Below are 13,601 nucleotides of genomic sequence, written 5' to 3' on the forward strand. Positions count from 1 at the left end.
TTAACCAGCGTTAGAAATCAAACAATGAAATCTGATTGGACTGTGGAATATCTCCAAATAATCCAAGTTTATCCATCAGATCAATTACGGTCTTGCTGACCTTGGTCCTGTCACGGAAATCATCCTTGGAAAGAAATCTTCCCTGTACAGCAGCATCCACTACAGCATCTGCCGCCTTATCTCCAAGACCTTCTATAGAATCAATGGACGGCATCAGTTTTCCTTCTATGATCTGGAAACGATGTGCCTTCGCCCGGTAAATATCAATGGGCATAAAATCATAACCTCTTGCATACATTTCCTGGACAATACGCATATCTTTCAGGGTATCCTGCTCTTTTTTGGATGCAGCGTCCCCTTTCTTGCGTATCTCTGCCATATAAAACTCCAGCTTTTCTTTTCCCATACACATCAGTTCATAGGAAAAAGCTGTGGCACGGATACTGAAATATGCACCGTAATAAGCCAGCGGCTGGAATACCTTGAACCAGGCGATTCTGTATGCCATCATAACGTAAGCTGCCGCATGGGCTTTCGGGAACATGTATTTGATTTTTTTGCAGGACCAGATGTACCAGTCCGGAACGCCGTGTTCTTTCATAGTGGTGATCCACTCATCCCGGAGACCTTTTCCTTTACGGACGCTCTCCATAATAGTAAAGGCAAGACCACTTTCCACACCCTGACCGATCAGGTAGATCATAATATCATCTCGGGTACAGATTGCCGTGGAAATAGTAGCTTTTCCCTCTTCGATCAGTGTCTGCGCATTTCCCAGCCATACATCCGTACCGTGGGAAAGTCCGGCAATACGGACCAGATCAGAAAAATATTTCGGCTTGGTATCCACAAGCATCTGCATGGCGAAATCAGTACCAAATTCTGGAATTCCCAGACAGCCAAGCTTGCAGCCGCCGATATCCTTCGGATCAATTCCAAGAGCTTCTGTACTGGCAAAAAGTGACATAACCGCCTTGTCATCAAGAGGAACCTCTCTTGCATTCAGGTCTGTCATATCCTCAAGGGTACGGATCATGGTGGGATCATCGTGTCCCAGAATATCCAGCTTCAGCAGGTTTCCATCAATGGAATGGTAGTCAAAATGGGTGGTGATAAATCCACTGCTGGAATCGTTCGCCGGGTACTGGACCGGGGTAAATTTCTCTATTTCCTCTCCCATTGGGAGTACAATAATTCCGCCAGGATGCTGTCCGGTGCTTCGCCGGATACCGGTACACCCCTGTACAATACGGTTGATCTCGCAGGAACGCTTGTGCTGTCCCCGCTCTTCAAAATAGTTCTTTACATATCCGAATGCGGTTTTATCCGCAAGGGTACCGATGGTTCCCGCCTTGAAGGTCTGACCTTTTCCGAATATAACCTCTGTATAATGATGGGCATTGGACTGATACTCTCCTGAGAAGTTCAGGTCAATATCAGGCTCCTTATCTCCTTTGAATCCAAGGAAGGTCTCAAAGGGAATGTCAAAGCCCTGTTTGGTCATCCTGGTGCCGCACTTTGGACAGATCCTGTCTGGCATATCGCATCCCGCCATACCGGAAAAAGCCTTGATCTCCGGAGAATCAAAGTCACTGTACTTACACTCCGGATTTGGGCACAGATAATGGGGTGGCAGAGGATTTACCTCTGTAATACCAGACATGGTAGCCGCCAGGGAAGAACCTACAGACCCTCGGGAGCCCACCAGATAACCATCTGCATTGGACTTCCACACCAGCTTCTGGGCAATAATATACATCACCGCATATCCATTGGAAATAATGGAATTCAGCTCTTTGTCCAGACGGTCTTCTACGATCTTGGGAAGCACTTCACCATACATTTCATGGGCTTTCTGGAAACACATATCCTTTAAGTCCTGGTCAGAATTCTCAATAACCGGCGGATATTTATCCGGATGGATCGGTGACATTTTCTCTATCATATCCGCAATCTTCACTGTATTTGTAATTACCACTTCCTCTGCCTTCTCGCTTCCCAGATAGGAAAACTCCTCCAGCATTTCCTCAGTAGTGCGAAGATAAAGAGGTGCCTGATTGTCGGCATCCTTGAAGCCGCTTCCAGCCATGATAATACGACGGTAGATTTCATCCTGGGGATCCATAAAGTGAACGTCACAGGTAGCAACAACCGGCTTGTTAAACTGTTCACCAAGCTTTACAATTTTTTTGTTGATCTCAATCAGATCCTCTTTCGAATGAATCGTATCATTCTTTTCATCCTCCACCATGAACATATTGTTCCCAAGGGGCTGGATTTCCAGATAATCATAAAAGCTTACCAGCCTTGCGATTTCCTGCTCCGGTGCATTGCGCAAAAGAGCCTGGTAAAGCTCACCAGCCTCGCAGGCACTTCCAATAAGAAGTCCCTCCCGATGTGCCTCAAACAGGCTCTTTGGCACACGGGGTCTGTGGTTAAAGTACTTGATATGGGACTGGCTTACCAGCTTGTACAGATTGATACGGCCGGTCTCATTCCGCATGAAAATAACGGCATGGTAAGTGGGCAGTTTCTTAATGGTGTCCGGGGAAACTTTTCCCTGCTCATTCAGCTTGTCTACATCCGTAATATCTCTTTCCCTGCACATTCCCACGAATTTCTCGAAAATACGGGCCGTACACTCTGCGTCATCAACCGCACGATGGTGATGATCCAGGGAAACGCCAACTGCCTTGGCAACGGTATCCAACTTAAAACGGTTCAGCGCAGGCAGCAGGAATCGTGCCATACCTACCGTATCCACATAGGTGAAATCATTTGGAATTCCCATGCGGTTACAATTCTCTATAATAAAACTCATATCGAAATCTGCGTTGTGGGCTACCATTGTAGCTCCTTCACAAAATTTCAGGAATTCCGGTAAAATTTCTTCAATTGGATGGGCATCCATAACCATGCTGTCATTAATACTGGTCAGCTGCTCAATTCGAAATGGAATTGGAACCTGAGGATTGACAAATGTGGAAAAACGATCTGTGATCTTTCCATTTTCCACCAATACAGCACCAATTTCAATGATCTTACAGGTAAGGGGGGAAAATCCTGTGGTCTCAATGTCGAAAACCACGAATCTGCCGTCCAGGGACTGTTTTTTCGGGTTGGTGACCATACCCTTTAAGTCGTCTACCAGATAGGCCTCCATACCGTAAAGCACCTTAAAATCAGAATCCTTTGGCACGCAGCCTCCCCACGCATCAAAGCAATGGTTTGCCTCCGGGAAAGCCTGCACCACACCATGATCTGTGATGGCAATGGCAGGATGCCCCCACTCGTAGGCACGTTTTACCAGCGCTTTTGCCTCGGTTACACCATCCATATCGCTCATTTTCGTATGACAGTGAAGTTCCACACGCTTCTGAGGGCTGGTGTCCACTCTGTAACTGCGGAAATCGGAGATTTTCTTAATTCCGGAGATGGAGCCTATGGTAAGCTCACCATCGAAACGGTCAATAGAAGTAACGCCTTTGATTTTCAGGAAGGCACCTTTTTTCACATGCTCTTTGATCTCCGGCACCTGCTCGTTGCGCAGGAACATTTTTACTGTGATGGAGTCTGTGAAATCCGTAACCGGGAAAATCAGTATGGTCTTCTCATTTCGGATTTCTCTCGCTTCCACATCCATAACCTGGCAGCGGATGATAACCTCTCCCATTTCCTGCACAATATTTTCCAATGGAATAGGCTCGTCCTCGAAATCCCTTCCATAAATAACGTCCGGATTTGGATCCTTGCGGAAGCCACCACGGAAATCGCCCCATTTGCCTTTCTTTTCGAATGGCTTTTTCTCGAAAGGCTTCTTTTCACTGGCTGCCTCTGCTTTCTTCTCCGACCTGGCAGCGGATGTCTTGCCGGCTGCGGCCTCTTTTCCTGTTTTTTCCTCAGCTGCAGGAGCTGGTGCTGCGCTCTCTTCTTCTGTGGAAAGTCTGGCATGCTTCAGCACATTAGCTACTTCCTGACGGATCTGGATAGCTGCATTTTTGCGGTACCTGCTCTCCTCCGTCTGCACATAATCCAGAGAAACTTTCAGGTCCATTCCGCAACGCTCGCAGAATACTTTGTGAAGATATTCAATAAGTATCTCACTTTTCTGTCTGGAAATCACAGAATCCGGAAGTGCCATATTCAGGCAGTCATCTTCTGGAAATGTGATCTGTGCCTGCTTGAACAGATTGTATTCCAGCATGTTGTAATTGCGAAGCTCCAGTTCCATGCTGGAGCGGTAGGTATCCAGGAAATTCTTTGGCGTGTACTGTCTGGACAGATGGAACTTCTCGATTACCTTCACACTCACTTCAAGACCAGGAAAGCACTGTCTCTGAATCTGCTCTTCCAGGCTGAAAATATGCTTTTTATGGATCCAGCGGTCGCTTTTCAAGTAAACCCGGACACAAGTTTTGGCAGAGTTGCAGGCAACCTTGGTGACGATCACCTCTTCCAGAAGTTCACTTAATTCCTGTTTTAATTTTAAGTTTGGAAATACGTCAAAAAATTCTTTTTCCATTTATAGAATATACACCTTCTGTCATTTCTGTGTCTTATTGCTATCCCAGTTCATCAATTCTTCTCTCAAGGTATCCAGCAGCTGGTCTTCCGGCACTTTCTTCACAATCTCACCGCCTTTGATCAGAAGACCTACACCTACGCCGCCTGCAATTCCGATATCGGCTTCTTTCGCTTCTCCCGGGCCATTTACCACACAGCCCATAACAGCTACTTTAATGTCAAGAGGGATATCCTGCACCATAGTTTCTACTTTATTTGCAAGACCGATCAGATCGATCTGGGTGCGCCCGCAGGTTGGACAGGATACTACTTCCACGCCGCCTTTGCGAAGTCCAAGGGTTTTTAGGATACGTCTGGCAGATTTTATCTCTTCCAGAGGGGCACCAGTCAGGGAGACGCGGATCGTGTCACCGATTCCCTGGTATAAAATAATACCAAGCCCTATGGCAGATTTGATATTTCCAGAATAAAGGGTTCCTGCCTCTGTAATTCCCACATGGAGAGGATAACTGGTCTGTTCCGCAATCAGTTCGTGAGCCCTGGCGCACATCATAACATTAGAAGATTTGATGCTGATCACCAGATTGTCGTAGCCAAGCTCTTCAATAATGTGCACCTTGTTAAGGGCGCTTTCTACCAGACCTTCTGCGGTAACACCGTGATATTTCTCCACCAGTTCTTTCTCAAGAGAACCGCTGTTTACCCCAACACGGATGGGAATATTCCGCTCCTTCGCCACATCTACAACTGCCTTGATACGCTCTGTGCTTCCAATATTTCCGGGATTGATACGGATCTTGTCGGCACCGTTCTCCATGGCCGCAATCGCAAGACGATAATCAAAATGAATATCTGCTACCAGCGGAATGTGAATTTGTTTTTTGATCTCTTTCAGAGCCTTTGCCGCTTCCATGGTCGGCACTGCACAGCGGATAATGTCGCAGCCAGCAGCCTCCAGGGCAAGGATCTGCTCTACGGTTGCCTGCACATCCTCTGTTTTTGTATTGGTCATAGACTGGATCAGGATGGGATTTCCGCCTCCAATCTTCTTATTTCCTATCTGAATTACTTTGGTATGGTCTCTGTACATACGAAATTCCTCCATATATTATGAACATGGTATTCTTTGGTTACTGTTCACTGATAGCATTCTTTGCGGTTCACTTTTACACCGCAGGCGCTTATCAAACTTTTCTATGCAAAAAGGCACAAAAGGGATGTCTCTGACACCCCTGCTGTACAGTTATTTTCACAGCATTCTGCAAGTATTTTCAAACAGGCTCCAGAGCCTGTTTTCTTTGCAATTTAATGCTGGATTTCCAACAATTTATTCTTCAAGTCTTCTTCCATCTTGCGCATTTCCAGTTCTGCCTGGGCTCTCTTGGCGCGGCCCTCTTTCTGAATATTCATGACATCATCCAAAGTAGCGATCAGCTCCTGATTGGTCTGCTTCAGAGTCTCAATATCCACGATTCCGCGCTCAGATTCCCTGGCAGTCTCTGTGGATGCAAGGTGAAGTGCCTCCGCATTTTTCTTCAAAAGCTCATTTGTCAGGTCTGTTACCTGGCGCTGGGCCTGGGCTGCTTCTGTGGAATGGGCGATTCCAAGTGCCAGTACCATCTGGCTCTTCCAAAGTGGAATGGTATTTACAATGGTTGTCTGGATTTTTTCTACCATAAGGGTGTCATTGTTCTGCACCAGACGAATCTGCGGTGCTGTCTGCAGGGAAATGGTTCTGGTCAGTTCCAGATCATGCAGCTTCTTCTCGAAACGATTGCACTTGCTGTCCAGATCCTTGGCTTCCTGCGCATCCTCCGGAAGTCCGCTGACTGCTGCTTTTGCCTCCAGATCTTTTAATTTTCCCTCCCGTACTTCCTGCAGCTTCTGTTTTCCTGCAAGGATGTACATGGTCAGTTCTTTATAATAGTTCAGGTTCTGAGCATACATTTTTTCCAGAACTGCGGAATCCTTCATGAGACGCATCTGGTGATCCTGAAGGGAGGTAGTGATCTTCTGCACATTTACCTCAGCCTTGGCGTAGCGGTTCTTCATATTTTCAATCTTGCTGCCCTGTTTCTTGAAAAAGCCAAGAAAGCCTTTCTCCTCCTCAGCAGCATCAAAATCGCGAAGCTCGCCTACCACCTGGGTGATCAGCTCTCCAACCTCACCCAGATCCTGTGTCCGTACATTTTCAAGAGCTGCATCGGAAAAATCAGCCATTTTCTTCTGGGTTCCGGCACCGTACTGGAGGATCTGGCTGGTATTCTCAATGTCAATTTTCTTAGCAAAGCTGTCTACCATCTGCTGTTCTTCCGGGGAGAGAACGGTCTGTTCCATTTCCTTTTTCACAGCTTCGGCTTCCGGCTCTGCTGCAATCTCTGCCTTTGACTCTCCCAAATCCGGTTCTAATGTAAGTGTAGGTGCGTTATCTTCAAAACCTGTAAATTCGTTTCCCATAGCATCCTCCTTGTGTATAGGTCTGCCCATATTTATCAGCAGCCTTCAGTTTGGCATTTTCGTTATTTTTATAACACGCTCTAACCCCGCTGCAAATCTTATCTTTTCATATACTTAACATTCCGCACACTGCTAGAGCCTGTTTTTTTCAGCCTCTTTTCTCATACGGGTAAGCTCGTCCTCAGTCAGCCCTTCCTGTGCCAAAACTGTATTCAGAACAGAAATATCACTGGATACATCCATAGCCGTGTCTTCAAATATGGAATCCAGAAGCTTCTCAAAAGCCACATTCAACGTATCAATAGTCTCTTCGATTTCTTTCTTGGAAGAAGTAATATTCTCTCCCTGAACCGGCTGGCTGTCCATTTCTTCATATGCATTCAAAAGCTTCACAGTCATAGGAAGATAATAATCCATAAGGCGGTTCAAATCCGGAATAATCTCCGGATGAGCCTTGGCGCGTTCAAAAATCTTCGCTATGATCAGCTCCATACGGGAGATTTTTCTGGAAATCTCTTCTCCTGGAATGGCATCATTGCTGCGGTGGATTTTATCAAGAAAGTCATTTCCCTTATCCAGAACCTGCCGGACTTCCGGGGAAAGTCTGATTCTTTCCGCAGCATCCCGTTCTGCTTCCACACACGCCCGGGCATCTGCCTGTTCATGCTGGTTAAATTTCTGCCTTTCTTTTTCCTCTGCCTGCTGACGAAGCGCTGCCTCCTGGCGTGCACGCTCTTCATCCTGCTGATGATCTCTTTCTTCCAGCCGCTTCTGAGTGCTTACATATTGGTCGTAAGTCTCATTACTTGTGATCAGGCAGGTTTCCTGTTTATCAACATGTCCCTGAAGGAACCAGCCTTTGCTTATCATACGTTTGATATCTTTTTTTACAAATTTCACCGGCTTGCCGACTGCCTGTGCCAGCTGCTGGAAATTGCAGTAGGTGTGAGTGCCAAGAGCCTTGATATACTTGTTTCGGCGGCTTAAACTGGTAAGACTGCTGCAGCCCTGTCCAAGAAGAATACCTCCGCCGACCGTAAATGCCGCCAGCACTGCCGAAATTCCAAGCATTACACTGCTGCTAAAGCCAGCTCCAATTCCACCAACTACCATTGTAGCAATTCCAAATACTCCAGTAAGAATCCCACCAAACACTGTCTTCAGAATTCCCCCGACCTTGATTCCATTCGTCGGTAAATACAATGCCAGATCCGAATTCTGGTGATTGGTATCCTGCCTGCCTGTACCATTTCTCTGGAAATTTCCATTACGCGAATCATTCCCTTTCGCATCGGCATATCCTTGATAACCAGTTCCATGATCCTCCCCGGTACTCCGGTTTTTCTTTCCATCCTTCTGAAAATCCCAGGACCGATTCTCTCTGTAATCATAAGAACTGCCGCTGCGGTAATTGGTATATTTCCCACTGCCCACAGTATTATTAAGCGCATCCCGAAGGGCATCACTCCCATTATCAATAGCCTTATTCAGCGCCTGATTAATACTCTGGCTCAGTTTCTGGTAATTTTTTTCATTTACTGCACTGTCAATGATGCTCTGGATCTTATCTCCAAGTTCATCAAATTCGTTATATCCCATCTTTTCCTCCGGATATTTTATTTCACAACGCTTGTTTTATCATTATACAAAAATCCCCCTCAAAAAACAAGACACCATAAAATATAAACACATTATACTTTTTGTAACCTTTTTCACAGGAAAATCACTTAAAAAATCTGCTTTTCCCATTGAATTTCACACGTAAAAGTTTTACAATAGTAAAAACATTGGGGATTCACAATAAGAATCTCCCCCCAAAAACCACGCTAGGAGGAAATTGTTATGGAAAAAAAGAACATTGACTGGGGAAACCTGGGCTTTGGTTATGTAAAAACAGACTACCGTTATGTATCCAATTATAAAGACGGCAAGTGGGATGAGGGAGGCCTTACCACAGATGATATGGTTACCATCAGTGAGTGTGCAGGTGTCCTTCAGTATGCACAGACTGTTTTTGAGGGTATGAAAGCATATACTACAGAAGACGGACATATCGTTACTTTCCGTCCTGACCTGAACGGTGAGCGTATGGAGCATTCCGCCGCAAGACTGGAAATGCCTGTATTCCCGAAAGACCGTTTTGTTGACGCAGTTGTTCAGACAATTAAAGCAAATGCAGCATATGTTCCGCCATATGGTTCTGGTGCTACTTTATATGTACGTCCGTACATGTTCGGAAGCGACGCTGTTATCGGTGTAAAACCTGCCAGCGAGTATCAGTTCCGTGTATTCACCACACCTGTCGGACCATACTTCAAAGGCGGCGCTAAGCCGATCACAATCCGTGTCAGCGACTTTGACCGTGCTGCACCAAATGGTACCGGTCATATCAAAGCTGGTCTTAACTACGCAATGAGCCTTCATGCGATCGTTGACGCTCATAAGAACGGATTCGATGAGAACATGTATCTTGATTCCAAAACTCGTACCAAGGTTGAGGAGACAGGCGGAGCAAACTTCTTATTCGTAACAAAAGACGGCAAGGTTGTTACTCCGAAGTCTGACAGTATCCTTCCATCCATCACACGTCGTTCTCTGATCTACGTTGCGAAAGAGTACCTTGGACTTGAGGCTGAGGAAAGAGAAGTATACTTCGACGAAGTGAAGGATTTCGCAGAGTGCGGTCTTTGCGGTACTGCTGCTGTTATCTCTCCTGTTGGAAAGATCGTGGACCACGGCAAAGAGATTTGCTTCCCAAGCGGCATGAACGAGATGGGACCGATCACCAAGAAGCTGTATGAAACCCTTACCGGAATCCAGATGGGACGCATCCAGGCTCCAGAGGGATGGCTGAAGGTTATTGAGTAATTTCTTAAGCTTCCCATTTTTCGTATTTTTTCAAACACACTCTACACAGCATATAACAAAAATCAGTTCTGTCGTGATGGCAGAACTGATTTTTTTAAAAACACATTATATTTTCCCGCTTATTTATTTCTCTCATATCTCACAAACTTATATTCCAGATCAAAATATGTCTGCTCTTCACTCTCTGCTGCCACATGCCACTGTGGATCTTCATCCAGATTCGGAAAATAACTGTCTGCAATATAAGCAAAATCAATCTTGGTCACCTGAGCAGCATCGCAATAAGGAAGAAGCTGCTTATAGATAGTGTCGCCGCCGATGCAGTATACATCTTCTGCCGGATACTTTTTCAATTCTTCCATAAGCTCTTCAATAGAATGAACGATTATGGCATCTTTCACCTTGTAATTCTCATTTCTGGTAAGAACGATGTTTATGCGGTTTTTAAGAGGAAGCCCTCCTGGGAAACTCTCCAGGGTCTTTCTTCCCATAACACAAACCTTGCCAGTGGTCTCCTGACGAAACATTTTCATATCCGCCGGAATGCTTACAAGAAGCTTATTGTCTTTTCCAATTCCCCAGTTTTTGTCAGCAGCTACTATTATTTTCATTTCTTATAATCTCCTTTATACGAACTCCTAGAGCATGTCTAAAAATCATTCTCGCAATCTGCACGCCCCACTTTGCGGGAGATTTCACCCGAATTCGGTTGCCGTAGCCCGCTACAGCAGCCTCACCATATCTGAAACGCATGCGGCATTGGAACCCTTTCTCATTTACTCCATGTTTAAATGGCAATCGGAATATTTTTAATCTGAGGCCAGGTCTGATAATTCTCCACGATCAGATCATCCGTGGTAAAATCATAGAAATTCTTCACATTCGGATTCAGTTTCACAGTCGGTGCCGGATAAGGTGTCCTGGAAATCAGCTCCTTGATAACCGGAACATGTCTGTCATAAATATGACAATCCGCGATCACATGTACCAGCTCACCGGCTTCCATGTCACAGCATTGTGCGATCATCATAAGAAGAAGGGAGTACTGGCATACATTCCAGTTATTTGCAGCCAGGATATCCTGGGAGCGCTGGTTCAAAATGGCATTTAAAGTCAGCTTGTCCTTTCCAGGCTCCTTTGTTACATTGAAGGTCATAGAGTAAGCACATGGGTAAAGATTCATCTCATGAAGATCTTCATGCACATAAATATTGGTCATAATACGACGGCTGTATGGATTATTCTTCAGATCATAAAGAACACGGTCTACCTGATCCATCATGCCTTCTTTGTACTGATGCTTCACACCCAGCTGATAACCATACGCTTTTCCAATGGAGCCATTCTCGTCAGCCCAGCTATCCCAGATATGGCTGTGAAGGTCATGAATGTTGTTTGATTTCTTCTGCCAGATCCAGAGGATCTCATCCATAGCGCTCTTTAATGCGGTCTTGCGAAGGGTCAGCGCTGGAAATTCCTTTCTCAGATCATAACGGTTCACAACACCAAAACGTTTGATCGTATAAGCAGAAGTGCCATCCTCCCACACTGGCCGGACCTTCTCCCCTTCTGTACTGGTTCCGTTCTCAATTACGTCTTTACACATATCTATAAAAATATGATCAGCTAAACTCATACCTGTCTTTTTCCTCCTGGTCTCCATTGTGCGTTCTTTATAGCAACACGATACCTGGCTGCCAGAGTCTCTCCCCACCAAGTATCTCGCTGCTTTTCATACTTCAACAATTTTAGCATAGATTCCTGTAAATAACAAGTTCTTTGCCCTCCTGTCTCCCTTCTGCTTGCTCTGGTTTTATTGTTTTTTCAAAGCCTTGTCAAATCACCTTTTTCTTTACAATCTTATTTTCCCGTGTTATAGTAAACCCCATGAAGAAAATTTTAATCCATTTACTGAAACCTCTTTCTTTTCTTCCTGCAATTCTGATGATGTATCTGATCTATTCATTTTCAGCCCAGACAGGGGAGGTGTCCGGAGCCCTAAGCTATGAAGTCAGCTACCAGATTGTGGAAACCAAGAATGAAGTTCTCAACGAAAACAAAACTTATGACGAGCTCGCCTATTCTGCCAGCTCCATCGAATTTTATGTGCGAAAAGCAGCTCACATGACAGAGTACTGTCTGCTTGCCATTGCCATTTCTTTCCCACTTTATGTTTACGGAGTAAGAGGTATCTGGCTGATCCTGCTGGCAGGCGCCATATGCGTAGGCTTCGCAGGCTTTGATGAATACCACCAGTCCTTTGTGGCAGACCGCGGACCTTCTGTACGTGATGTGGGAATCGACAGCATCGGAGTCACAGCGGGAATCCTGTTGGTGCAGGCATTCTGCTGGTCCACTCTACATAACCCAAGCGGGAAACGCAGGCGCAGGAAACGGCGCTAGAGCGTGTATTTCAACAAAAAAACAGACTTCTGATTGATTATCACTCATTCGGAAGTCTGTTTATTTTTTTATATTTAGTATTGTATTCGTAATTTCGTGCTGTTATAATCATAAAACGCAAAAGTAACCGCCCGGTCTGCAAACTAGTACATCGTTCTCGAAATAACTACACCACTCATTTTTCATACATATATTAACACTATCTAATATATCAATTTCTTTTCAAAAAACAATACTCTCTATTCTTCATCCTCTGTCGCATCCCCTAACTGGCTAACCAGATTAGCGCGGTCAGCAATAGACATTTTCTTATTCAAGGATGAAGTACTTTCCATTTTAGATTCAACTGTCCTTGAAGTTTCTGTCTCAGAAGCCTGCGCTTCACTTTCTGCATTCGACTCCTTCTGAATCTTGCCAGCCTTTATGCTGCCGCGGATTCCATTGATCACGAAAGCCACGCCAAGCACAATAAAAATCACTCCCGCAACCATAAAGCCAGGACTGCTGCCCTCAGCACCATTTATTACATTCTGGCAAAGTGAAACACCAAGATAAGCCACATAAACCCCTGCCAGAATCATAACCAGGCAGGTTCTCATAGGCATAGCAGACTTCCCATTTCTGGCTTTCTGCTTCTCATTTACATCAGTCTCTTCCAGATTCTTATTTTCCATATTCATCCCCCTTATGAAATAGCAAACTGACTCTCATACAGATTCGCATAGAAGCCCTTCTTCGCCAGCAATTCCTCATGTCTGCCCTGCTCGATAATATTTCCGTCCTTCATGACCAGGATCAGATCTGCCTCCTGAATAGTGGAAAGACGATGTGCTACAATAAAGCTGGTTCTTCCTTCCATCAACTCTGCAAAAGCCTTCTGCACCTTCACCTCAGTACGGGTATCAATGGAAGAAGTGGCCTCATCCAGGATCAACATAGCCGGGTGCATCAGCATAACCCTTGCAATGCAAAGAAGCTGCTTCTGTCCCTGGGAAATATTTCCGCCTCCCTCTGAAATCACGGTATCATAGCCGTTTGGCATACGCTTGATAAAACTGTGGGCATGTGCATGCTTAGCTGCCTCCATAACCTTTTCCAAAGTCGCATCCGGCTTTCCATAGGCAATGTTCTCGCGGATGGTTCCTGCCTTCAGCCAGGTCTCCTGAAGCACCATACCAAAGTTTCGTCTCAGGCTGTCTCTTGTCAGCTCTCTTACCGGATAACCGCTTACCTTAATCTGTCCCTTATCTACATCATAGAATCTCATAAGAAGGTTGATCATAGTGGTCTTACCGCATCCGGTAGGTCCGACGATGGCGATCCTCTGTCCAGGTTTTACGTCAATGGAA

General features: G+C 45.4%; 12 protein-coding genes. 3 read left to right on the forward strand and 9 right to left on the reverse strand.

Annotation, left to right across the window (positions count from 1 at the left end; translation table 11 throughout):
• Positions 1-10 precede the first annotated feature (10 nt).
• The 4 genes from AB5642_RS13550 to AB5642_RS13565 all read right to left on the reverse strand — a co-directional run bounded on the left by AB5642_RS13550 (position 11) and on the right by AB5642_RS13565 (position 8,580).
• Positions 11-4,522, reverse strand: coding sequence for a PolC-type DNA polymerase III (locus tag AB5642_RS13550; protein ID WP_148462782.1), 4,512 nt, complete (start codon positions 4,520-4,522; stop codon positions 11-13).
• A 21-nt stretch (positions 4,523-4,543) separates the two neighbouring features.
• Positions 4,544-5,614, reverse strand: coding sequence for a flavodoxin-dependent (E)-4-hydroxy-3-methylbut-2-enyl-diphosphate synthase (ispG, locus tag AB5642_RS13555; protein ID WP_173772143.1), 1,071 nt, complete (start codon positions 5,612-5,614; stop codon positions 4,544-4,546).
• 215 nt (positions 5,615-5,829) lie between these two features.
• A complete protein-coding gene (locus AB5642_RS13560) occupies positions 5,830-6,981 on the reverse strand; it encodes a toxic anion resistance protein (protein ID WP_173772145.1) in 1,152 nt (383 codons plus the stop codon).
• 132 nt (positions 6,982-7,113) lie between these two features.
• A complete protein-coding gene (locus tag AB5642_RS13565; protein ID WP_173718257.1) occupies positions 7,114-8,580 on the reverse strand; it encodes a 5-bromo-4-chloroindolyl phosphate hydrolysis family protein in 1,467 nt (488 codons plus the stop codon).
• A 243-nt stretch (positions 8,581-8,823) separates the two neighbouring features.
• On the opposite strand from AB5642_RS13565, the gene AB5642_RS13570 reads away from it, so the two are divergent.
• Entirely contained in the window at positions 8,824-9,849 is a 1,026-nt protein-coding gene (locus AB5642_RS13570) for a branched-chain amino acid aminotransferase (protein WP_148462786.1), read from the forward strand.
• Positions 9,850-9,968: 119 nt separating this feature from the next.
• On the opposite strand, the gene AB5642_RS13575 is transcribed toward AB5642_RS13570, so the two are convergent.
• Positions 9,969-10,460 (reverse strand): dihydrofolate reductase, encoded by a 492-nt coding sequence (locus AB5642_RS13575; protein ID WP_173718256.1) that lies wholly within the window; start codon positions 10,458-10,460, stop codon positions 9,969-9,971.
• Complete coding sequence (locus AB5642_RS13580) at positions 10,438-10,554, reverse strand: DUF6783 domain-containing protein (RefSeq protein ID WP_368371692.1); 117 nt, start codon at positions 10,552-10,554, stop codon at positions 10,438-10,440. Before AB5642_RS13580 ends, AB5642_RS13575 begins: the two co-directional genes overlap by 23 nt.
• Between AB5642_RS13580 and AB5642_RS13585 the strand changes: the two genes are divergently transcribed.
• Positions 10,519-10,662 (forward strand): DUF6783 domain-containing protein, encoded by a 144-nt coding sequence (locus AB5642_RS13585; RefSeq protein ID WP_368371693.1) that lies wholly within the window; start codon positions 10,519-10,521, stop codon positions 10,660-10,662. The genes AB5642_RS13580 and AB5642_RS13585 overlap by 36 nt on opposite strands.
• Here the strand turns inward: AB5642_RS13585 and thyA are convergent.
• Entirely contained in the window at positions 10,637-11,485 is an 849-nt protein-coding gene (gene thyA, locus AB5642_RS13590; RefSeq protein WP_118579195.1) for a thymidylate synthase, read from the reverse strand. The two genes, AB5642_RS13585 and thyA, sit on opposite strands and share 26 nt — an antisense overlap.
• Before the next feature lie 251 nt (positions 11,486-11,736).
• On the opposite strand from thyA, the gene AB5642_RS13595 reads away from it, so the two are divergent.
• Positions 11,737-12,252 carry a VanZ family protein gene (locus tag AB5642_RS13595; RefSeq protein WP_118579198.1) on the forward strand — a complete coding sequence of 172 codons (516 nt, stop codon included), beginning with the start codon at positions 11,737-11,739 and terminating at the stop codon, positions 12,250-12,252.
• A gap of 239 nt (positions 12,253-12,491) precedes the next feature.
• On the opposite strand, the gene AB5642_RS13600 is transcribed toward AB5642_RS13595, so the two are convergent.
• Positions 12,492-12,926, reverse strand: coding sequence for a hypothetical protein (locus AB5642_RS13600; RefSeq protein WP_173718255.1), 435 nt, complete (start codon positions 12,924-12,926; stop codon positions 12,492-12,494).
• An 11-nt stretch (positions 12,927-12,937) separates the two neighbouring features.
• On the reverse strand, positions 12,938-13,601 hold a 664-nt coding region (locus AB5642_RS13605; RefSeq protein WP_368371691.1), incomplete at its 5' end, for an ABC transporter ATP-binding protein.

Source organism: Ruminococcus sp. 1001136sp1_2201st1_G3_2201SCRN_220225 (assembly GCF_040924365.1).
GTDB classification, from domain to species: domain Bacteria; phylum Bacillota; class Clostridia; order Lachnospirales; family Lachnospiraceae; genus Blautia_A; species Blautia_A faecis.

Excerpts from the sequence above, each read along its gene's own strand:
- AB5642_RS13550 (WP_148462782.1), bottom strand. The coding sequence starts at position 4,522 with ATGGAAAAAGAATTTTTTGACGTATTTCCAAACTTAAAATTAAAACAG.
- ispG (WP_173772143.1), bottom strand. The coding sequence starts at position 5,614 with ATGTACAGAGACCATACCAAAGTAATTCAGATAGGAAATAAGAAGATT.
- AB5642_RS13560 (WP_173772145.1), bottom strand. The coding sequence starts at position 6,981 with ATGGGAAACGAATTTACAGGTTTTGAAGATAACGCACCTACACTTACA.
- AB5642_RS13565 (WP_173718257.1), bottom strand. The coding sequence starts at position 8,580 with ATGGGATATAACGAATTTGATGAACTTGGAGATAAGATCCAGAGCATC.
- AB5642_RS13570 (WP_148462786.1), top strand. The coding sequence starts at position 8,824 with ATGGAAAAAAAGAACATTGACTGGGGAAACCTGGGCTTTGGTTATGTA.
- AB5642_RS13575 (WP_173718256.1), bottom strand. The coding sequence starts at position 10,460 with ATGAAAATAATAGTAGCTGCTGACAAAAACTGGGGAATTGGAAAAGAC.
- thyA (WP_118579195.1), bottom strand. The coding sequence starts at position 11,485 with ATGAGTTTAGCTGATCATATTTTTATAGATATGTGTAAAGACGTAATT.
- AB5642_RS13595 (WP_118579198.1), top strand. The coding sequence starts at position 11,737 with ATGAAGAAAATTTTAATCCATTTACTGAAACCTCTTTCTTTTCTTCCT.
- AB5642_RS13600 (WP_173718255.1), bottom strand. The coding sequence starts at position 12,926 with ATGGAAAATAAGAATCTGGAAGAGACTGATGTAAATGAGAAGCAGAAA.